Source organism: Streptomyces sp. NPDC003691, assembly GCF_053981115.1.
The window spans coordinates 34384-55955 of the sequence record NZ_JBSFNQ010000021.1 but is presented as its reverse complement, the minus strand read 5'-3'; the positions used below and the strand labels follow the sequence as shown (position 1 = coordinate 55955).

At 73.9% G+C, this 21572-nt stretch carries 14 protein-coding genes; 11 read left to right on the top strand and 3 right to left on the bottom strand.

What is annotated here, in order from left to right; all coding sequences use genetic code 11:
* Positions 1-169: 169 nt before the first annotated feature.
* The 4 genes from ACWDR0_RS13260 to ACWDR0_RS13245 all read left to right on the top strand — a co-directional run bounded on the left by ACWDR0_RS13260 (position 170) and on the right by ACWDR0_RS13245 (position 6628).
* Positions 170-451, top strand: a complete 282-nt coding sequence (locus tag ACWDR0_RS13260; RefSeq protein WP_456351766.1) for an acylphosphatase — start codon at positions 170-172, stop codon at positions 449-451.
* Positions 452-854: 403 nt separating this feature from the next.
* Entirely contained in the window at positions 855-1073 is a 219-nt protein-coding gene (locus ACWDR0_RS13255; RefSeq protein ID WP_456351765.1) for a hypothetical protein, read from the top strand.
* Positions 1074-1378: 305 nt separating this feature from the next.
* On the top strand, positions 1379-4951 hold the full coding sequence (gene smc / locus ACWDR0_RS13250) for a chromosome segregation protein SMC (RefSeq protein ID WP_456351764.1): 3573 nt from the start codon (positions 1379-1381) through the stop codon (positions 4949-4951).
* Between the two features lie 255 nt (positions 4952-5206).
* Entirely contained in the window at positions 5207-6628 is a 1422-nt protein-coding gene (locus ACWDR0_RS13245) for a sugar porter family MFS transporter (RefSeq protein WP_456351763.1), read from the top strand.
* Positions 6629-6689: 61 nt separating this feature from the next.
* Here ACWDR0_RS13245 and ACWDR0_RS13240 read toward each other — a convergent pair whose 3' ends face one another.
* Positions 6690-7667, bottom strand: a complete 978-nt coding sequence (locus ACWDR0_RS13240; protein WP_456351762.1) for an LLM class flavin-dependent oxidoreductase — start codon at positions 7665-7667, stop codon at positions 6690-6692.
* A 138-nt stretch (positions 7668-7805) separates the two neighbouring features.
* On the opposite strand from ACWDR0_RS13240, the gene ACWDR0_RS13235 reads away from it, so the two are divergent.
* Entirely contained in the window at positions 7806-8477 is a 672-nt protein-coding gene (locus tag ACWDR0_RS13235; protein ID WP_456351761.1) for a DUF4231 domain-containing protein, read from the top strand.
* A gap of 221 nt (positions 8478-8698) precedes the next feature.
* On the opposite strand, the gene ACWDR0_RS13230 is transcribed toward ACWDR0_RS13235, so the two are convergent.
* On the bottom strand, positions 8699-9985 hold the full coding sequence (locus tag ACWDR0_RS13230; RefSeq protein ID WP_456351760.1) for a GNAT family N-acetyltransferase: 1287 nt from the start codon (positions 9983-9985) through the stop codon (positions 8699-8701).
* Between the two features lie 290 nt (positions 9986-10275).
* On the opposite strand from ACWDR0_RS13230, the gene ftsY reads away from it, so the two are divergent.
* Positions 10276-11490: a signal recognition particle-docking protein FtsY gene (ftsY, locus tag ACWDR0_RS13225; protein WP_456351759.1), complete on the top strand. Its 1215-nt coding sequence runs from the start codon at positions 10276-10278 to the stop codon at positions 11488-11490.
* A 98-nt stretch (positions 11491-11588) separates the two neighbouring features.
* Here ftsY and ACWDR0_RS13220 read toward each other — a convergent pair whose 3' ends face one another.
* On the bottom strand, positions 11589-12377 hold the full coding sequence (locus ACWDR0_RS13220; protein ID WP_456351758.1) for a bifunctional DNA primase/polymerase: 789 nt from the start codon (positions 12375-12377) through the stop codon (positions 11589-11591).
* A 487-nt stretch (positions 12378-12864) separates the two neighbouring features.
* Here ACWDR0_RS13220 and nsdA point away from each other — a divergent pair, with 487 nt between their 5' ends.
* The 5 genes from nsdA (at position 12865) to ffh (ending at position 21424) form a co-directional block, all read left to right on the top strand.
* Complete coding sequence (nsdA, locus tag ACWDR0_RS13215; RefSeq protein WP_456351757.1) at positions 12865-14361, top strand: transcriptional repressor NsdA; 1497 nt, start codon at positions 12865-12867, stop codon at positions 14359-14361.
* 466 nt (positions 14362-14827) lie between these two features.
* Entirely contained in the window at positions 14828-16204 is a 1377-nt protein-coding gene (locus tag ACWDR0_RS13210; protein WP_456351756.1) for an ammonium transporter, read from the top strand.
* Positions 16201-16539, top strand: a complete 339-nt coding sequence (locus ACWDR0_RS13205) for a P-II family nitrogen regulator (protein ID WP_456351755.1) — start codon at positions 16201-16203, stop codon at positions 16537-16539. The genes ACWDR0_RS13210 and ACWDR0_RS13205 overlap by 4 nt, the downstream gene beginning before the upstream one ends.
* 755 nt (positions 16540-17294) lie before the next feature.
* A complete protein-coding gene (locus ACWDR0_RS13200; protein ID WP_456351801.1) occupies positions 17295-19733 on the top strand; it encodes a [protein-PII] uridylyltransferase in 2439 nt (812 codons plus the stop codon).
* 140 nt (positions 19734-19873) lie between these two features.
* Positions 19874-21424: a signal recognition particle protein gene (gene ffh, locus ACWDR0_RS13195; protein ID WP_456351754.1), complete on the top strand. Its 1551-nt coding sequence runs from the start codon at positions 19874-19876 to the stop codon at positions 21422-21424.
* The last annotated feature ends 148 nt before the right edge of the window (positions 21425-21572 follow it).

Genomic DNA, 21572 nt, shown 5'->3' with positions numbered 1-21572 from the left:
TCTTGCCGTGGAGCCCGGAGTGCGCCGAACAGATCGCTTACCGGACCCCATCCGGGCAAAACCGGAAACAGGCTCGCCCGAACGGGTGACGTTCGTTGCGAGGGGACTGTACGCCATGAGTCCTGGGACGGAAGTGCTCCGTGAGCAATCGGGGGTTTACGGTGACGCCATGAACGATGCCGCACGGTTGACCGCCTGGGTGCGCGGGCGAGTACAGGGAGTGGGCTTTCGCTGGTTCACCAGGGCAAACGCTCTGGAAATCGGCGGGCTCACCGGGTTCGCCCTCAACCTCGACGACGGCAGGGTCCAGATTGTGGCGGAAGGGTCGCGTGAGAATTGCCACCGTTTGCTGGAGTGGCTTCGCTCCGGCGACACACCCGGGCGCGTCGACGGTGTGACTGAGATCTGGGACACTCCGCGCGGCGGTTACGACGGATTCGCCATCCGCTGACGGACACCACGCCGCCCCCGCTCCGGCCACCCGCACGGCGGATGCCCGCCGGTGCCCCCGATGCCCGCCCGGGACGGAAACCACCAGGTGGTTGCCAATAACGGTGCTTCGTGCCAGGCTGCCGCAGACACGGATGATCTCCATGCCCCCGGGCCCCGGAAGGCCGCCGGTGCCGCCCCGTGAGCGGCCGGACGCGCACCGGTCGGGCCGCGCCAGAGGGGCGTGATCGTGTTGACCGTCAAACTTTTTGGTGAGACTCTGGAAGCCCCGCGCACCCCGACTGTCCGGCAGTAGGAACTGCAGCGAGATCAGAGCAGTCACCGCCGCTGCCGAGCACCAGCGGGTGCGAATCCCACGACCCACACCGCATCGGTCGGTCACTCAGTGTGGAGGACCATCCATCATGGCAAAGGCGCTTCTCGGTTACGTCGGCGGTTCCGACCCGCGACTCCTCGCCGAGATGCGACGGCTTCAGCAGCGTGTCCAGGACCTGGAATCCGAGCTCGCACGGATCCAGACCGAGAACGACGCGCTGAACGCTGCCGTTGCTCACCACCCGGGAGATTCGCTGCTCACCAGCATCGACATCGACGTACCGCAGGCGGAGCCCGCGCTCACCTGAGCACGGCAATCCGCCGGAGATACTCGCGCAGAAAAGATATGCAAGGGACGCCTCGGCGTCCCTTCTTTCTTTCTCTCTTTTCTGCCCTCTGTCGTCCGCGGTGATTCGCCGTTCGCGGTGATTCCTGTCCGCTGCCCCCGCCGTCCACCCCCTGCTGTCCCCCGCCGGCCGCCGGATCCCGCACACCCGTCGGCCCCTTCTGCTCCTTACCCACTGTGTGCCCTGCGCCCCCTACGGTGAAACCGCAGGAGAACCACGGGTAGCCGGAGGTCTCCCGGGCGGTACGAAAGGTAGAGTCCGGCTGCGTGCACCTCAAGGCCATGACCCTGCGCGGGTTCAAATCCTTCGCCTCGGCCACCACCCTGCGGTTCGAGCCCGGTATCACCTGTGTCGTGGGCCCCAACGGCTCCGGCAAATCCAATGTGGTGGACGCCCTCTCCTGGGTCATGGGGGAGCAGGGCGCCAAATCCCTGCGCGGCGGGAAGATGGAAGACGTCATCTTCGCCGGCACCACCGGCCGGCCCCCGCTCGGCCGGGCCGAGGTGTCCCTGACCATCGACAATTCCGACGGCGCCCTCCCGATCGAGTACGCCGAGGTCACCATTACGCGGATCATGTTCCGCAACGGCGGCAGCGAATACCAGCTCAACGGCGACACCTGCCGGCTCCTCGACATCCAGGAACTGCTCTCCGACTCCGGTATCGGCCGCGAAATGCACGTCATCGTCGGGCAGGGGCAGCTCGACTCGGTGCTGCACGCCGACCCGATGGGCCGCCGGGCCTTTATCGAAGAGGCCGCCGGAGTGCTGAAGCACCGCAAGCGCAAGGAGAAGGCGCTGCGGAAACTGGATGCCATGCGGGCCAACCTCGCCCGGATCCAGGACCTCACCGACGAACTGCGGCGGCAGCTCAAACCCCTCGGCCGGCAGGCCGCGGTCGCCCGCCGGGCCGCCGTCATCCAGGCCGATCTCCGGGACGCCCGGCTGCGGCTGCTCGCCGACGACCTGGTCCGGCTCCGGGAGGCGCTGCGCTCCGAGATCGCCGACGAGGCCGCGCTGAAACAGCGCAAGGAGAACACCGAGCGGGAGCTGAAGGAAGCCCTGGCCCGGGAAGCCGCCCTGGAGGACGAGGTCCGCCGGCTGGCACCCCGGCTGGAGCGCGCCCGGCAGACCTGGAACGACCTCTCCCGGCTCGCCGAACGCGTCCGCGGCACGGTCTCCCTCGCCGACGCACGGATCCGCAGCGCCACCGACCGGCCCGCGGAGGAACGCCGCGGCCGGGACCCCCAGGAGATGGAGCGGGAGGCCGCCCGGATCCGGGAGCAGGAAGCCGAACTGGAGGCGGCGCTGGAGGCGGCCGAACGGGCCCTGGAGGACACCGTCGAGCACCGCGCCGAACTGGAGCGGCAGTGGACCGCCGAGGAACGCCGCCTCAAGGACGTGGCCCGGGCGATCGCCGACCGCCGGGAGCGGCTGGCCCGCCTCGGTGCCCAGGTAACCGCCGCGCAGGGCCGGGCCGCCGCCGCCCAGGCAGAGATCGAACGGCTGGCCGCCGCCCGCGACGAGGCCCGGGAGCGGGCCGCCGCCGCCCGGGAGTCGTACGAGGAGCTCCAGGCGGAGGCCGACGGACTCGACGCGGACGACACCGAACTCGGCGGCCACCACGAAGCCGCCCGCCGCGAACTCACGGCGGCCGAGGACGCGCTCACCGCCGCCCGGGAAGCCGAGGCCGCCGCCGAACGGGAGCGCGCCGCCGTCGCCGCCCGCCGCGACGCCCTCGCGCTCGGGCTGCGCCGCAAGGACGGCACCGGGGCGCTGCTCGCCGCCCGGGAGCAGCTGACCGGGCTGCTGGGACCGGCATCCGACCTGCTCACACCCGCCCCCGGCTACGAGGTCGCGGTCGCCGCGGCCCTCGGCGCGGCCGCCGACGCCGTCGCCGTCGCGGGCCCCGCGACCGCCGCCGAAGCCCTGAAACTGCTGCGGAAGTCCGACGCGGGCCGGGCGGCGATACTGCTCGGCGACGCCCCGGAGGATCCGGCGGCCGTGCCGGACCGCCCCGCCGGAGGCCCGCCGTACGTCACCGACCTGGTGCGCGGCCCCGCCGAACTGATGCCCGCCGTCCGCAGACTCGTCCGGAACATGGTCGTCGTCGGCACCCTGGAGGAGGCCGAGGAGCTGGTCTACGCCCGCCCCGGGCTGACCGCGGTGACCGCCGAGGGCGATGTCCTGGGCGCGCACTTCGCCCACGGGGGCTCCGCCGGGGCACCCAGCCTGCTGGAGGTCAGGGCCTCCGTCGACGAGGCCACCGCCGCCCTCGCCGCACTGGACGTGCGCTGCGCCGAACTCGCCGCGGACCGGGCGCGGGCCGCCGAACGGCGTACCGCCTGCGCCGGGCTGGCGGAGGAGGCGGGGGAGCGGCGCCGGGCCGCCGAACGGGAGAAGTCCGCCCTCTCCGGGCGGCTCGGCGGGCTCGCGGGCCGGGCCGGGGCCGCCGCCGGTGAGGCCGAGCGCACCGAAGCGGCCGTCGCCCGGGCCCGCGAGTCGCTGGAGCAGGCCCGTACCGAGGCGGCGGAACTCGCCGGGACACTGGCGGCCACTCAGGAGGCGGCATCCGGCGGTACGGAGGACGAGGAGCCCGACACCCAGGTACGGGACCGGCTCGCCGCCGACGGGGCCAACGCCCGGCAGACCGAGATGGAGGCCCGGCTCCAGGTCCGCACCCACGAGGAGCGGGTGAAGGCACTGGCCGGCCGGGCCGACGCGCTGGACCGGGGGGCGCGCGCCGAGCGCGAGGCGCGGCTGCGGGCGGACCGGCTGCGGGAGCGGCTCCGCCACGAGGCCGCGGTCGCCACCGCGGTGGCCGCCGGGGCCCGGAGCCTGCTGGCGCATGTCGAGGTGTCCGTGGGGCGGGCCGCGGAGGAACGGACCGCCGCCGAGGGCGCCCGGACCGAGCGGGAGGCCGGACTGGGCCGGGCCCGCTCCCGGGGCCGCGAGCTGAAGAGCGCCCTGGACCGGCTGACGGACTCGGTGCACCGGGGCGAGGTCCTCGGCGCCGAGAAGCGCCTGCGGATCGAACAGCTGGAGACCCGGGCGCTGGAGGAGCTGGGCGTGGAGCCCGCGGCCCTGGTCGCGGAGTACGGCCCCGACCAGCCCGTACCGCCGTCCCCGCCCGCCGAGGGCGAGGAGCTGCCGGAGGACCCGGAGCACCCCCGTAACCTGCCCCGGGCCTTCGACCGGGCCGGTCAGGAGAAGCGGCTGAAGGCCGCGGAGCGGGCGTACCAGCAACTGGGCAAGGTGAACCCGCTGGCGCTGGAGGAGTTCGCGGCGCTGGAGGAGCGGCACCAGTTCCTCTCCGAACAACTGGAGGACCTGAAGAAGACCCGGACGGATCTGCTGGCGGTGGTCAGGGAGGTCGACGAGCGGGTCGAGCAGGTGTTCACCGAGGCGTACCGGGACACCGCCCGGGAGTTCGAGGGCGTGTTCTCGCGGCTCTTCCCCGGCGGGGAGGGACGGCTGGTGCTGACCGACCCGGAGAACATGCTCACCACCGGGGTGGACGTGGAGGCCCGGCCCCCGGGGAAGAAGGTGAAGCGGCTCTCCCTGCTCTCCGGCGGGGAACGCTCCCTGACCGCGGTCGCGATGCTGGTCGCCATCTTCAAGGCCCGGCCCAGCCCCTTCTATGTCATGGACGAGGTGGAGGCGGCGCTCGACGACACCAACCTCCAGCGGCTGATCCGGATCATGCAGGAGCTCCAGGAGTCCTCCCAGCTGATCGTGATCACCCACCAGAAGCGCACGATGGAGGTCGCGGACGCGCTCTACGGGGTCTCCATGCAGGGCGACGGGGTCTCGAAGGTGGTCAGCCAGCGGCTGCGGTAGGCCGTCCCGCGGGGGAGTGCCGCCGTACGCGGGCGTGCGGGTGCTGTCGTGCTTGTCGTGCCGGGGTGCCGCCGTACGGGGGCGTGCGGCGGGGCCGTCCGGGTAGGCGCGGGCTGCGGAAGCAACCAGCCCTCCGGCGGCCCGGCCGTCCGCCGTGGCCGCCGCTGAACACTGAAGCAGCAGCTCAAGTGGTGGGCGGACGCGAGGTGTGCGCCACTTGAAGGGCTCCCACCGGAGTCGGCCCCAGGAGTAGACGTGTCCAGCACCGCGCAGTCACCGCCCCCGCCGGGGTCCTCTCCCGACCATGCCGAACATCTCGGCCATGTCGTCTTCATCACCGCGGCGGCCGCCATGGGCGGCTTTCTCTTCGGCTACGACAGCTCGGTCATCAACGGCGCCGTCGAGGCCATCCGCGACCGCTACGACATCGGGTCCGCCGAACTCGCGCAGGTCATCGCGATCGCCCTGATCGGCTGTGCGATCGGCGCCGCCACCGCGGGCCGGATCGCCGACCGCATCGGCCGGATCGCCTGTATGCGGATCGCCTCCGTCCTGTTCACCGCCAGCGCGATCGGTTCGGCCCTCCCGTTCGCCCTCTGGGACCTGGCGATGTGGCGCATCATCGGCGGATTCGCGATCGGTATGGCCTCCGTGATCGGTCCGGCGTACATCGCCGAGGTCTCCCCGCCCGCCTACCGGGGCCGGCTGGCCTCCTTCCAGCAGGCGGCGATCGTCATCGGTATCGCCGTCTCCCAGCTGGTGAACTTCGGCATCCTCCAGCTCGCCGACGGCGAGCAGCGCGGCGAGATCGGCGGGCTGGAGGCCTGGCAGTGGATGCTCGGTGTGATGGTGGTGCCCGCCGTGCTGTACGGGCTGCTCTCCTTCGTCATCCCCGAATCGCCCCGCTATCTGCTGTCGGCGGGCAAGCGCGAGCAGGCGAAGAAGGTGCTCGTGGAGGTCGAGGGCGAGCACACCGACCTCGACCGCAGGGTCGCCGAGATCGAGACGGCGATGCGGCGGGAGCACAAGTCGACCTTCCGGGACCTGCTCGGCAGCCGGTTCGGCTTCCTGGCGATCGTCTGGGTCGGTATCGGGCTCTCCGTCTTCCAGCAGCTCGTCGGCATCAATGTGGTGTTCTACTACTCCACGACGCTCTGGCAGTCGGTCGGTATCGACCCCACCAGCTCCTTCCTCTACTCCTTCACCACGTCCATCGTGAACATCATCGGTACGGTCATCGCGATGGTCTTCGTCGACCGGATCGGCCGCCGCCCGCTGGCGCTGATCGGCTCCGCCGGAATGGCGGTCGCGCTGGCGTTCGAGGCGTGGGCCTTCTCCGCGCCCCTGGTCGACGGCAAACTCCCGAACACCGAGGGCGTGGTGGCCCTGGTCGCCGCCCATGTGTTCGTGCTCTTCTTCGCCCTGTCCTGGGGTGTCGTCGTCTGGGTGCTGCTCGGCGAGATGTTCCCCAACCGGATCCGGGCGGCGGCCCTCGGCGTCGCGGCGTCCGCGCAGTGGATCGCCAACTGGGCGATCACGGCGAGCTTTCCGAGCCTGTCGGACTGGAACCTGTCGGCCACGTACATCATCTACGCCTGCTTCGCGACGCTCTCCATCCCCTTCGTACTGCTCTTCGTCAAGGAGACCAAGGGCAAGCCGCTGGAGGCGATGGGCTGACGGCGGCCGCGTCCGGGCCCTGCCACCGCGGGCCGGCCCGGCCAGGGGCAGGGGACGGGGGTCAGCCCAGCCGGGGCAGCACCTTCTCGCAGAACAGCTCCAGCGACCGCCGCCCCTCCTCCTCCGGCATACCGCCGCAGAGCGGATGCAGGACCAGGGACGGCGCGCCCGCCGCAGCCAGCGCCACGCACTCGCCGGGTGTCAGCACCCGGTACACACCCTCGGCCCGCAGCTCCGCCACCGTCGTTGCCGCGGACCGGACGGCCGACCGGATACCGGGCGTCGACCAGGAGGCGTAGGTCCGCGCCTCGTGCAGGAAGTGCCCGCCGTACCGGGCCCAGACGCGGTCCGGATCCTCGGAGACATGCAGCAGCGGGGTTTCGGGGCCCGGCATCATCGTCCACCCGCCGGTGCCGTACCGGGCCCGCTGCTCGTCGTAGTACGCCACCAGCTGCGGCAGATGGGCGCTGGGGAAGAACGGCAGTCCCAGCCGGGCCGCGCGCCGGGCCGCCGACCGGGACGAACCTCCGGCCAGCAGCAGCGGATGCGGCCGCGAGTACGGACGCGGGGTGACCCGGACGGTACGCCCGCGGTACGCGAACGGCTCACCGGTCCAGGCGGCGAGCAGCGTCTCCAGCACCTCGTCCTGGAGCCGGCCGCGGCGCGCCCAGTCCACGCCGGAGCGCTCGTACTCCTCGCGCCGGTAGCCGATGCCGAGCACGGTGACCAGCCGCCCGGCGCTCAGCAGGTCCAGGACGGCGATGTCCTCGGCGAGCCGCAGCGGGTCGTACAGCGGGCCCACGGCGGCGGAAACGGTGACCGTGATCCGGCGGGTGGCCCCGAGAACCGCCCCCGCGAACACGAACGGCGAGGGCAGCCAGTTGTTCTCCGCGCCGTGGTGCTCCTCGGTCTGGACGGTGGCGATGCCGTGCCCGTCGGCGTAGACCGCCAGCTCCACCGCGGTGCGGTAGCGGGCCGCGAGTGCCTCGGGGGAGGCGCCGGGCGCGACGAGATTGAGGCGGACGATCGTGAAGGTCATGGCGCACTCCCCGCGCTCCGCGGACCGGATCCGCGGACCGGATCCACGGGTCCCCGCCCGGCGCGCGCACCGTAACTGACGTATCGTCAGATGGGAAGCCCCGGCGACGCCCGGCGGCGGGTGCGGCAGCATGTGCGCATGCCGACGAATCCCCGAGGACCCTCCGAAGCGGAGCAACTGCCCGCACGGCCCGCGCAGCCGGACGGCACCGCCCCGGCGACACCCCCGCGGCCGGAGGCGGCAGCCCCGGACCGGTCCGCGCCGCCGGAGCCGGAGCCGGAGGGTGTGAACCCGGTATCGGCCCCGAGGCCGGAACAGAGCGGCACCGCCCCGGCGGCAGCCCCGCGGCCGGAGCCGGACGGCACCGTGTCCGACACCGCCGTACTGGCCTACGCCGACGAACAACTGGCCTGGTACGCCCGGGCGCGCGACCGCGCCCGCCGCTGGCACCGCACCACGGAGCTGACCGCCCTGCTCACCGGCGCGGCCACGGTGGTGGCGGCAGGCATCCAGGCCCCCGCGGCCGCCACCGCCTCACTGGCCGGAGCGGCCGTGTTCATCGGCGGCTTCCGCCAGGTCTTCAACCACAACGAGCGCTACGTCCTGGCGGCGGAGGCCTGGTCGCGGCTGCACCTGGCGATCCGGCGCCACCGGCTGGTGCCCGAGGCGGAACGGGGCGAGGAGTCCCGGCGCCGGCTGCTGGAGGAGGTCGAGGGGGCGAGCGCGGCGGAGTTGCAGAACTGGGCGGCGGGCATGCGCGGCGGCGGCGCGGCCCTCCCGCCCGGCCCGGCGTCGCCCCCGCCGGTCTAGGGCCTCTCCGCCGAAGGGCGCCGGACCCGGGACGGCACCGGCGCGGTGAGGGCGGGGCCGCCCGAGCCCGTCAGTACGTGCCCGCTTTGCCGGGTCCGGCCTGCGTGCCCCCGGCGCCGGAGATCCCGGTACGCGCCCCGTACGGCGAGGAGCGGGCGTCCGCCGGGTTCATCCGGCAGCTCCGGTACGTCCGGGGCCGGTCCGCCCCGGACGTACCCCCGTCAGAACTCGTCGGTCGTGTGCGGCAGCAGTTCGGTACGGGACGCAGCGCCCAGCGCCGCCGCCGCGCCCGCCGTGTGCTCGGTGACCAGACCGGCTTGTACGAGCCCGGCCGGGTCGAGGTCGCCCAGATAGCAGGCGGCCAGCTCACGGACGTCGAGGGTCAGGTCCGGCGCGTCGGCCGTCCGCTCCACCCGGGCCGACAGACCCGTACCGCCCGCCGCGGAGGCCGCGGAGGCCGCGGAGCCTGCGCTGCCGGCGGTGTCCGGCGCGACCGAGAGCCGGTAGCGGCCCGCGTTCTCCGGCACACCCGCGTCCGTCACCTCCAGCACCAGGTCGACCGGCGCGGACCAGGCCCGCCCGGCCAGCGCCCCCGGCACATCCACCAGCCGCAGCCAGAGCGCGGGAAACTCCTGGACGACCGAGATCTGATCCCGGTCGGCGGAGAACCGCAGCAGCGGATCGTCCAGCGGCCGCCCCCACGACCGCACCTGGTCGACCAGGTCCACCGAGGTCGCATAGCGCCACAGCGCGGCCGCCACCGCGGGCGACTCGGCCTCCAGCTCACCGATGTGCAGCTTGCCCCGGCCCTCGTCGTCGGACTCGGTCCGGTAGATCACATACCCGGCGGGCGGCTCGCCCGGCTCGCCGAGCACCACCACCCGCGGCGGGCTGAGATCGTCGTCCTCCTCGTCCTCCGGCCGCAGGATGTGCGTGCTCCACCAGAAGTCGTCGCGGGCGACCCGCCCGGCCCGCCCGGCCCGGGCCGCGGCGTGCGCCGCGCCGACGACCTCCGGAGCCTCGTCCGGCGACACCAGCCGCAGCGGCCGCTCGTCCGGCTCGATCCGCAGCGCCAGCGGACGGTCCGTGTCGATCTCCACCGTGTACGACCGGGTCGCCGGCTCGAAGCCGAAGCGCCCGTAGATCCCCGTCTCCGACACCCACAGCGCCGCCAGCGGCACCCCGTGCTCCGTACACCGCCGCATCAGCTCCGCGACCATGCCGCTCAGCACTCCCCGTCTGCGGTGCGTCGGCGCCACGGAGACGAAGGTCACACCCGCGCACTTCAGCTCGCCGCCGGGCACCGACAGCATCAGCGGATGCGCCGCCAGCAACCCCACCAACTGCTCGCCCTCGTAGGCGCCCACCACATCGCAGTGCTCCAGGATCTCCCGGTGCAGCTTCCGCCGTTCCCCCTCGGCGTCCTTCTCCAGAAACACCAGATAGTGCAGGTCCAGGGCGCGGTCCAGATGCGCCTCCGGAATGGTCCGATATTCCACAACGGTCATGCCGGGGACGCTAGCCGGGCCCTCCCGGGCGGGTCATCCGGATTTCTCCCCACCGGGCCCTTGCCCCGCCGGACCACCCCGCCGGACCGTCTCTCCCGGCCTCCGCCCCGGCCGCGCCGAGCTCTGGTGCCGCGGGGGCGCCCTGCCGCCCGGCCGGGCCCGGCCCGCCGCCCGCCACGTCACAACGCCACCCGCTGCCCTTCCGCTCCGGCCCCGGAGCGCGACGCCGCCCGGTCCGCCCGGGCGTGCCCGGCCGCACCGGAAGGGGTGTGACCGATACTGGGTGGGTTATGGAAATCGTCATCCTTGCTGTAGTCATCGCCCTGGTCGCGGTCGGCGCCATCAGCGGGCTCGTGATCAGCGGCCGCCGTAAGAAGCAGTTGCCGCCGTCGGCCCCGCAGAGCACCCCGACCATCACCGCTCCGCCCGCCGAGCCGCATGTCGGCGACGAGGCGGAGACACCGCGGGAAGAGCCGCGCCGCACCATCGAGGAGGTCGGACTCCCGGAGGCCGAGGCGCCCGCCGAAGCCGCCCCCGAGACCGCCGCCCCGGCGCCCGCCGCACCCGAGCTGGAGGTCCCCGAACCCACCGCCGGTCGGCTGGTCCGCCTGCGCGCCCGGCTCGCCCGCTCCCAGAACTCCCTCGGCAAGGGCCTGCTCACCCTGCTGTCCCGCGAGCATCTCGACGAGGACACCTGGGAGGAGATCGAGGAGACCCTCCTCATCGCCGACGTCGGCGTCGCCCCCACCCAGGAACTGGTGGAGAAGCTGCGGGAGCGGGTCCGGGTCCTCGGCACCCGTACCCCCGACGAACTGCGCGCCCTGCTCCGCGAGGAACTGCTCGCCCTCCTCGGCACCGACTTCGACCGCGAGGTGAAGACCGAGTCCGGCGTCGACACCCCCGGCGTGGTGATGGTCGTCGGCGTCAACGGCACCGGCAAGACCACGACCACCGGCAAGCTCGCCCGGGTCCTGGTCGCCGACGGCCGCTCGGTCGTCCTCGGCGCGGCGGACACCTTCCGTGCCGCCGCCGCGGACCAGCTCCAGACCTGGGGCGAGCGGGTCGGCGCCCGTACCGTCCGCGGACCGGAAGGCGGCGACCCGGCCTCCATCGCGTTCGACGCCGTCAAGGAAGGCATCGCGGAGGGCGCCGACGTCGTCCTCATCGACACCGCCGGGCGGCTCCACACCAAGACCGGCCTGATGGACGAGCTGGGCAAGGTGAAGCGCGTCGTCGAGAAGCACGGCCCGCTGGACGAGGTCCTCCTCGTCCTCGACGCCACCACCGGACAGAACGGTCTCGTCCAGGCCCGGGTCTTCGCGGAGGTCGTCGACATCACCGGCATCGTGCTGACCAAGCTCGACGGCACCGCCAAGGGTGGCATCGTCGTCGCCGTCCAGCGCGAGCTGGGCGTTCCCGTGAAGCTCGTCGGACTGGGCGAGGGCCCGGACGACCTGGCGCCCTTCGAGCCGGAAGCGTTCGTCGACGCCCTGATCGGCGACTGAACCCCGCCGCCCCGGGCCCGCCGCCCCGCACCGGCCCGCCGCCCCGCACCGGCGCGGCGGCCGGGCCGGGCGGGACGGCAGGATCCGGCGGGGACGGTCTAACAGCCCGCCGACCGGTGGCAGATGTACGCCAGCGTGCCCAGCAGCAGCCGGGCCTCCGGCGGTGCCGCGGCCGTGTCCAGCGACGGCGGCCGCAGCCAGTCCACCGGACCCAGCCCCGCAAACTCCGACGGCGGGGCCGCGATGTACTCGCCGGGCCCCGGACAGTGCAGGTCCAGGTCCGCGTCGTCCCAGCCCATCCGGTAGAGCAGCTCCGGCAGCGCCGACGCGGCACCCGGCGCCACGAAGAACTGGCAGCGCCCGTCCGGTGTCGCCGTCACCGGCCCCAGCGGCAGCCCCATCCGTTCCATCCGCACCAGCGCCCGGCGCCCCGCGCCCGCCGCCACGTCGAGGACGTCGAAGGAGCGCCCCACCGGCAGCAGCACGGCCGCTCCGGCCACCGCGGACCAGGCGTCACCCACCTCGTCGAGCGTGGCGCCCGCCGGGATCTCCGCGGCGAAGGGGAGCGGACGCACGGCCGGGGACGGGCATCTCGCCACACCGCAGGAGCACACCCCGGACCGTGCCGCCGATGCCGATGCCGATGCCGATGCCGTCGCCGAGGACGCCGTTGGTGCGGCCGGTGCCGGTGCCGGTGCCGGTGCCGGTGCCGTATCCGGAGCCGCGGCCGGTCCCGCCGAGCCCGGCACCACGGCCCAGCCCCACAGCCCCGTGTACTCGGCCACCGCCGTCACCGCACGCTCCGCCGCCCGTCCGCGGCGCCGAGAGCCGGGCCGGGCGGACCGGATGTCCCGGATCCCCCGGCTGCCGCCGATCGTGAAGCCCATGCCCCCTCCAACGTCTCCTGCTCGCCGGTGGTTACGACCCGAAGTCTCCTCGTGACACTGCGTCGCAACCGGTGAAGGTTCAGGGGCGTACCGAGGCGCGAGGGGGAGTGCACTTCGCGCCATGCGCCGACGGGTGCACCGATCCGCCGACTTCGACTCGCCCACTGTCAAGTGAATCGCGCCCGGTGGCGGGGGAGTTCATTCGAAGGGGTGGCGAATGGTGGCGTTTCTGGATTCCGGCTCGCCCTGCGGTGATCGTAGGATTACTTTCGGTGCCCGAACCCTGGAGCCGTGTGTGCCGTTGGAGATACCGGGGTCACCCCGCTCACCTGTGTGGATTCGGTCGGCCTTTCTGCAAGTTCCGTACATAAGGCCGCCGGTCACGGCATCCTGTCGGCGACCGGCAGGGAATTCCGGCTACCGGCATCGGACTTCAGGCCCCGCCATGGCCCGGGGCCTCATGAGCTTCATGGATGGGGGCGTACCAGTGGACGGCAGCGGAACCGGTGCGAACACCGGAACCGGCAAGCGCCCGAACGAGATGCTCGGTTCGTGGTTCGTACGCAGCGGCTGGTCCAAGGGAGAGCTGGCGCGGCAGGTCAACCGCCGGGCCCGGGAGATGGGCGCCCACCACATCAGTACGGACACCTCCCGGGTGCGCCGCTGGCTCGACGGCGAACAGCCGCGCGAACCGATTCCGCGGATCCTGTCCGAACTCTTCTCCGAACGTTTCGGCACGGTCGTCGCCGTCGAGAGCCTCGGGCTCCGTTCGGCGCACCAGACCCCGTCCTCCTCCGGCGTCGACCTGCCGTGGGCCGGGCCGCAGACCGTCTCCCTGCTGAGCGAGTTCTCCCGCAGCGATCTGATGCTGGCCCGGCGCGGTTTCCTCGGCACCTCCCTGGCGCTGGCCGCCGGGCCCGCCCTCGTCGAGCCGATGCAGCGCTGGCTGGTGCCGCCGCCCGGCGGCGAACCGGCCGCCCCCGGCGCGGGTGCCGCGGTCCCCGCGGCGGCCGGCGGCCACCGGCCGCCCCGGCTCTCCGGCCCCGAGCTGGAGCTGCTGGAGTCCACTACGGTCATGTTCCGCCAGTGGGACGCCCAGTGCGGCGGCGGACTGCGGCGCAAGGCCGTCGTCGGCCAGCTGCACGAGGTCACCGACCTCCTCCAGGAATCCCATCCGGAGCGCACCGCGGCCCGGCTGTTCACCTGCGCCGCCGAGCTGGCCCAGCTGGCCGGCTGGATGAGTTACGACGTCGGCCTCCAGCCCACCGCCCAGAAGTACTTCGTGCTCGCCCTCCACGCCGCCAAGGAGGCCGGGAACAAGCCGCTCGGCTCGTACATCCTGTCCTCCATGAGCCGCCAGATGATCCACCTCGGCCGGCCGGACGACGCCCTCGAACTGATCCACCTCGCCCAGTACGGCAGCCGGGACTGCGCCACCGCCCGCACCCAGGCGATGCTCTACGCGCTGGAGGCCCGCGCCTACGCCAATATGGGCCAGCCCAGCAAGTGCAAGCGGGCCGTCCGGATGGCCGAGGACACCTTCGACGACGCCGGGCTCGACGGGGAGCGCGAGCCGGACTGGATCCGCTTCTTCACCGAGGCCGAGCTGAACGGCGAGAACGCCCACTCCTACCGCGACCTCGCGTATGTCGCCGGGCGCAGCCCGACGTACGCGTCCCTCGCCGAACCGCTGATGGAGCGCGCGGTCCGGCTCTTCCAGGACGATCCGGTCCATCAGCGGTCCTATGCGCTGAACCTGATCGGCATGGCCACGGTCCATCTGCTGAAGCGGGAGCCCGAACAGGCCACCGAGCTGGCCGGGGAGGCGCTGACCGTCGCCCGCCGGGTCCGTTCCGAGCGGGTGAACAACCGGCTCCGCAAGACCGTCGACACGGCCGCCCGGGACTTCGCCGACGTCTCCGAGGTCCGCGACCTGACGGACAAGCTGACCGCGCAGCTCCCGGAGACCGCGCGGGCGGTCTGAACCCTCGGGAGGCAGGGGCTTCGGGCCGGGGCGCCGTACGCCGCCGGACCCGCCTCCCGCCGGGCGGACCGTATGCCGTCTCCGTCCGCCCGGCCCGTACACCGGTCCCGGCGGAGGGCCGGCCCCGCCCGCGCCCCGCCGGTCACCGCCCGCCCCCGCCCGGTTCCGCCGCGGCCCCGGGGCCGGGCCCGATCCGGCCCGCACGCCCGCCGCGGACCCGTACCGGCCACCGGACGCGCACCGCGCCCGCCCGGCTCCGTACGGCAGCGGCCGCCGCCCCGCCGTTCATGGCGGCGTAACACGGCCGTCCCCTTCGTCACTGGCGTGAAACACGCGGCTCCATCGGTGGAAACCGCGCCGCCGCATTCTCATGGCCCATGCCCCCCACGTCCCCCGGGCGGGCCCGTCCCCGGCCCCACCCGCAGGTCCGCCCGCGCCCGGCCGCACCGACGACGAGGAGACGCCGATGCCCGAAGGCATCACGACGCTAGCCGCGGAAACCCCGGCACTGTCCGCCGCCAACACCGGTTTCCTGCTCATCTGCTCCGCCCTGGTGATGCTGATGACACCCGGACTCGCCTTCTTCTACGGAGGCATGGTCCGGGTGAAGTCCACCCTCAACATGCTGATGATGAGTTTCATCAGTCTGGGCATCGTGACCCTGCTCTGGGTCCTCTACGGCTTCGGCCTCGCCTTCGGCACCGACACCGGAGGCATCATCGGCTGGTCGTCCGAGTACGCCGGGCTGAGCGGGATCGGCCTGACCGAACTCTGGGACGGCTACACCGTCCCGGTCTATGTCTTCGCGGTCTTCCAGCTGATGTTCGCGGTCATCACCCCCGCCCTGATCAGCGGGGCGCTGGCGGACCGGGTCAAGTTCGGCGCCTGGGCGCTGTTCATCACCCTCTGGGCCACCGTCGTCTACTTCCCCGTCGCCCACTGGGTGTGGGGCGCGGGCGGCTGGCTCTTCGAGATGGGCGTCATCGACTTCGCGGGCGGCACCGCGGTCCACATCAACGCCGGAGCCGCCGCCCTCGGCGTGATCCTCGTCATCGGCAAGCGCGTCGGCTTCAAGAAGGACCCGATGCGGCCGCACAGCCTGCCGCTGGTGATGCTGGGCGCGGCACTCCTGTGGTTCGGCTGGTTCGGCTTCAACGCCGGATCGTGGCTCGGCAACGACGACGGCGTCGGCGCGGTCATGTTCATCAACACCCAGGTCGCCACCGCCGCGGCGATGCTCGCCTGGCTGGCGTACGAGAAGCTGCGGCACGGCGCCTGCACCACCCTGGGCGCGGCGTCCGGCGCCGTCGCCGGACTGGTCGCCATCACCCCCGCGGGCGGCGCCGTCTCCCCGCTCGGCGCGATCGCCGTCGGCGCGATCTCCGGTGTGCTGTGCGCCTACGCCGTCGGACTGAAGTTCAAACTCGGCTACGACGACTCCCTCGATGTCATCGGTGTGCACCTCGTCGGCGGAATCGCGGGCTCCCTCCTCGTCGGCCTCTTCGCCACCGGAGGCGTACAGTCCGACGTCAAGGGCCTGTTCTACGGCGGCGGTCTCGAACAGCTCGGCAAGCAGGCCATCGGTGTCGCGGCCGTCCTCGCGTACTCCATGGTGGTCTCGGCGGCCCTGGCGTTCGCCCTGCACCGGACCATCGGCATGCGGGTCGACGAGGACGTCGAGGTATCCGGCATCGACCGGCACGAACACGCCGAGACCGCATACGACTTCAGCGGCGCGGGCGGCGGCAGCGGCACCCGTACGGCGGTGTCCGCGCCGCCGGGCGCCGCGGCGGCCGGGGACGTGCTCGTGACCGCGGACAGCACCAGGAAGGTGGACGCATGAAGCTCATCACCGCCGTCGTCAAGCCGCACCGGCTCGACGAGATCAAGGACGCGCTGCAGGCGTTCGGGGTACACGGCCTGACCGTCACCGAGGCCAGCGGCTACGGCCGCCAGCGCGGGCACACGGAGGTGTACCGGGGCGCGGAGTACACCGTCGACCTGGTGCCCAAGATCCGTATCGAGGTCCTCGTCGAGGACGACGACGCCGAACAGCTGATCGAGGTCGTGGTGAAGACGGCCCGCACCGGCAAGATCGGCGACGGGAAGGTGTGGAGCGTCCCGGTGGACACGGTCGTCCGCGTCCGCACCGGGGAACGCGGGCCCGACGCGCTCTGAGCCACGGCGCGCTCCGAGCCACGGCACGGGGTGCGCGGCCGTGCGGCCCGCGTCCGGGGCGGGGATGCGCTTCCGGGCGCGGAACCGGCTCCGGGCCCGGGAGCGGAGCCACCCGGCCGTTCCGGCGCCGGCGCCGGGGCCGCCGTTCAGGGCCGGCCGGGGGACCGCCTCCGGCCCGGTGGATCCGCGTAACCGCCGGGCCGTGCCGTGTCCCGCGGGCGGAACCGGCGCTCCGGACTCGGAGCGCGGTAGCCCCGCAGCCCCACCGGATCCGGGGGACGACAGCCGCACCGCCCGGTCGCGGAGGCCGGTCCGAGGGCCACCCGGTCCCATCCACCGGGCGGGTGAAACCCCGCCCCCGCCGGTCCTGCGCCCCCCGTGCGGGAGCGGCCGTCCGGGGAAACCGCCCGCCCGGCCGGGTGCGGGCGGCGACGGGTGCCGCCCGCACCGGGAAGGGACGACCCGGACACCGGGCCCGGCCGCCGGGGCACCCCGGCCGCGTACCAGGGGCCGGACCCGACCCGCCGGACGGCGCCCGGCGGGAACGAACCGAGGAGGTACCAGCAGTGCGGAGCCACGAGACCCCGGAGGCCCGGACGGACGCCCCGCCCCCGGCGAACGGGCCCGCGGCGGGAGACCGCCGACCCGCCGGTCCGGCAGCCGCGGCGGCCCACGCCCGGAACGGGTCCGGTGGGCCCGGCGCGGGCGGCGGGGAGACGGACGGCGAGCCCGCCACCGGGTACGCCGCCCGGCGGCTGCGGCTGCTCAACGACGAACGGCGGGCCGGGGCGGAGCGCCGGGCCGCGCTCGCCGGCCTCACCGACCAGTGGCTCGGGCACCTCTTCCGCACCGCGCAGCGGGACACCGGCGTACCCGGCGCCGCACTGGTCGCCGTCGGCGGCTACGGCCGCGGCGAACTCTCCCCCCGCAGCGACCTCGACCTGCTCCTCCTCCACGACGGCGCCGCCCATCCCCGCGCGGTCGCCGCGCTCGCCGACCGCATCTGGTACCCGGTGTGGGACCTCGGCATCGCCCTCGACCACTCCGTCCGCACCCCCGCCGAAGCCCGGACCACCGCGGGCGCCGACCTCAAGGCCCACCTCGGGCTCCTCGACGCCCGGCCCGTCGCGGGCGACCCCGGGCTCGTCGCCGCCCTCCGCACCACCGTCCTCGCCGACTGGCGCAACCGCGCCCCCGCCCGCCTCCCCGAACTCGCCGAACTCTGCCGCGAACGCGCCGAACGCCACGGCGACCTGCGCCACCTCCTCGAACCCGACCTCAAGGAGGCCCACGGCGGCCTCCGCGACACCGGAGCGCTCCGCGCCGTCGCCGCCTCCTGGCTCGCCGACGCCCCCCACGGGGGCCTCGCCGAGGCCCGCCGTACCCTCCTCGACACCCGGGACGCCCTCCACCTCGCCACCGGACGCGCCGGCGACCGCCTCGCCCTGGAGGACCAGGACCAGGTGGCCGCACACCTGGGCGTCCTCGACGCCGATGTGCTGCTGCGCCGCGTGTACGAGGCCGCCGGGACCATCGCGTACGCGGGCGACGTCACCTGGCGCGAGGTCCACCGGGTGCTGAGCGCCCGCGGCGCCCGCCGCCGGATCCGGGCCGTGTTCACCGGCGGCGCCCGGCGGACCGAACCCGAACGCACCCCCCTCGCCGACGGAGTCGTCGAACACGACGGAGAGGTCTCCCTCGCCCGCACCGCCCGGCCCGAACGGGACCCCGTACTGCCCCTGCGCGCCGCCGCCGCGGCCGCCCGCGCGGGCCTGCCGCTCTCCCGGCACGCCGTCCGCGCGCTCGCCGCCGCCCCGCCCCTGCCCGTGCCCTGGCCCGCCGAGGCCCGGGAGGAGTTCGTCACCCTCCTCGGCGCCGGTGAACCCACCGTCCCCGTCTGGGAGGCCCTCGACGCCGAAGGGCTGATCACCCGGCTGCTGCCCGACTGGGAACGCGTACGCCACCGCCCGCAGCGCAACGCCGTCCACATCTGGACCGTCGACCGGCATCTGGTGGAGACCGCCGTCCGGGCCGCCGCGCTCACCCGCCGCGTCCGCCGCCCCGACCTGCTCCTCGTCGCCGCCCTGCTGCACGACATCGGCAAGGGCTGGCCCGGCGACCACTCGGTGGCCGGGGAGACCATCGCCCGGGACACGGCCGCCCGGATGGGCTTCGACGCCGCCGACGCGGCGGTCGTCGCCGCTCTCGTACGCCACCATCTGCTGCTGGCGGAGACCGCGACCCGGCGCGACCTCGACGACCCGGCCACCGTCCGGGCCGTCGCCGGGGCGGTCGGCACCCCGGGGACACTGGAGCTGCTCGCCGCCCTCACCGAGGCCGACGCGCTGGCCACCGGGCCCGCCGCCTGGTCGGGCTGGCGGGCCCTCCTCGTCGATGAACTGGCGGCGCGGACCGCGGCCGTCCTCGACGGCGCCCCGCCCGCGGCCCCCTCCCCGCCCGGCGCCGAAGCGGAACGGCTCGCGGTCGAGGCCCTGCGCACCGGCGGACCGGTGCTCGTGCTCCGTACCCCCGCCCGCGGCGGAACCCCCGGCGGAACCACCGGCGACGGCGATACGAGCCCCGGGCCCGCGGAAACCCCCGAGAGCCCCGACACCGCCACCGAACCCCTCGGCGCCGAACTGCTGATCGCCCTGCCCGACCGGCCCGGTGTCCTGCCCGCCGTCGCCGGGGTACTCGCCCTCCACCGGCTCACCGTCCGCTCCGCCGACCTCCGCGAGATCACCCTGCCCGCCGGGGCCGGACCGGGCGCTGTCCTCGTACTCGACTGGCAGGTGGCCGCGGCCTACGGCTCCCTGCCGCAGCCCGCCCGGCTCCGCGCCGACCTGGTCCGCGCCCTCGACGGCTCCCTGGGCATCCGGGCCCGGCTCGCCGAACGCGACGCCGCCCGGCCCCGCCGCCGCGGCGCGGAACCACCCCCGCCCCGGGTCACCGTCGCCGCCGACGCCTCCCGTCGCGCCACCGTCCTCGAAGTCCGCGCCCCCGACGCCCCGGGCCTGCTGTACCGCATCGGACTCGCCCTGGAGGACGCGGACGTACGGGTCCGCAGCGCCCGCGTCAGCACCCTCGGGGCGAACGCGGTCGACGCCTTCTACCTCACCGCGGACGGCGGCGGGCCGCTCCCGGACGAGGCCGCCGCCGAGCTGGCCCGGGGCCTCGAAGCGGCCCTGCGCTGAGCGGGGCGCCGGCCGTCCCGGCGGGAGCGCCCCCGGAGCGGGCCGGGTTTCCGGCACCGGAGCGGGCGGGCACCCGCCGGGGCCGGATACCCTGGAGGGCGATTCCCTGTTGCCCCCGACTTTGAGGACCGACGAGCGCCGTGTTCGATACTCTCTCCGACCGCTTGGCGAACACCTTCAAGACCTTGCGGGGCAAGGGTCGTCTCAGCGAGGCGGACATCGACGGCGCGGCCCGCGAGATCCGGATCGCGCTGCTGGAGGCGGATGTCGCCCTCCCCGTGGTCCGGGCGTTCATCGCCAATGTCAAGGAGCGGGCCCGCGGCGCCGAGGTCTCCAAGGCGCTCAACCCCTCGCAGCAGGTCATCAAGATCGTCAACGAGGAGCTGATCGGCATCCTCGGCGGCGAGACCCGCCGCCTCCGGTTCGCCAAGCAGCCGCCGACCGTGATCATGCTCGCCGGTCTCCAGGGCGCCGGTAAGACCACGCTCGCCGGAAAGCTCGGCCGCTGGCTCAAGGCCCAGGGCCACTCGCCGCTGCTGGTCGCCTGCGACCTCCAGCGCCCCAACGCCGTCAACCAGCTCTCCGTCGTCGCCGAGCGCGCCGGTGTCGCCGTCTACGCGCCGCAGCCCGGCAACGGCGTGGGCGACCCCGTCCAGGTCGCCAAGGACTCCGTCGAGCACGCCCGCGCCAAGCAGTACGACGTGGTCGTCGTCGACACCGCCGGCCGCCTCGGCATCGACCAGGAGCTGATGCAGCAGGCCGCGGACATCCGCGACGCCGTCTCGCCCGACGAGATCCTCTTCGTCGTCGACGCCATGATCGGCCAGGACGCGGTCAACACCGCCGAGGCCTTCCGCGACGGCGTCGGCTTCGACGGCGTCGTGCTCTCCAAGCTCGACGGCGACGCCCGGGGCGGTGCCGCGCTCTCCATCGCGCATGTCACCGGCCGCCAGATCATGTTCGCCTCCAACGGCGAGAAGCTGGACGACTTCGACGCGTTCCACCCGGACCGCATGGCGTCCCGCATCCTCGGCATGGGCGACGTCCTCTCGCTGATCGAGAAGGCCGAGCAGACCTTCAGCCAGGAAGAGGCCGCCAAGATGGCCTCCAAGCTGGCGAGCAGCAAGGGCAAGGACTTCACCCTCGACGACTTCCTGGCCCAGATGGAACAGGTCCGGAAGATGGGCTCCATCTCCAAGCTGCTCGGCATGCTGCCCGGCATGGGCCAGATGAAAGACCAGATCAACAGCATCGACGAGCGCGACGTCGACCGCACCGCCGCGATCATCAAGTCGATGACCCCGGCCGAGCGCGCCGAGCCGACCATCATCAACGGCTCCCGCCGGGCCCGGATCGCCCGCGGTTCCGGAGTCGAGGTCAGCGCGGTCAAGAGCCTCGTCGAGCGGTTCTTCGAGGCCCGCAAGATGATGTCCCGGATGGCCCAGGGCGGCGGTATGCCCGGGATGCCGGGGATCCCCGGTATGGGTGGCGGCCCCGGTCGGCAGAAGAAGCAGCAGAAGCAGGCCAAGGGCAAGCGCCGCAGCGGCAACCCCATGAAGCGCAAGGCGGACGAGCAGGCCGCGGCCGAGCGCCGGGAGCAGGCGGGCCAGGGCGGCGCCTTCGGGCTGCCGGCCGGGGGCGGGGACCAGCCGTTCGAGCTGCCGGACGAGTTCAAGAAGTTCATGGGCTGATCCCGCCGCGGCCCCTGCCGGGCCCGGACGGAGAAGCGGAAGCAGGCGGACGCCGCCGGGTCCCGGACCCGGCGGCGTCCGGCTGTGTACGGGGCCGGTGTCCGGCTGTGTACCGGGCCGCGGTGCTCGCCCGGGTACGGGGGCGGTG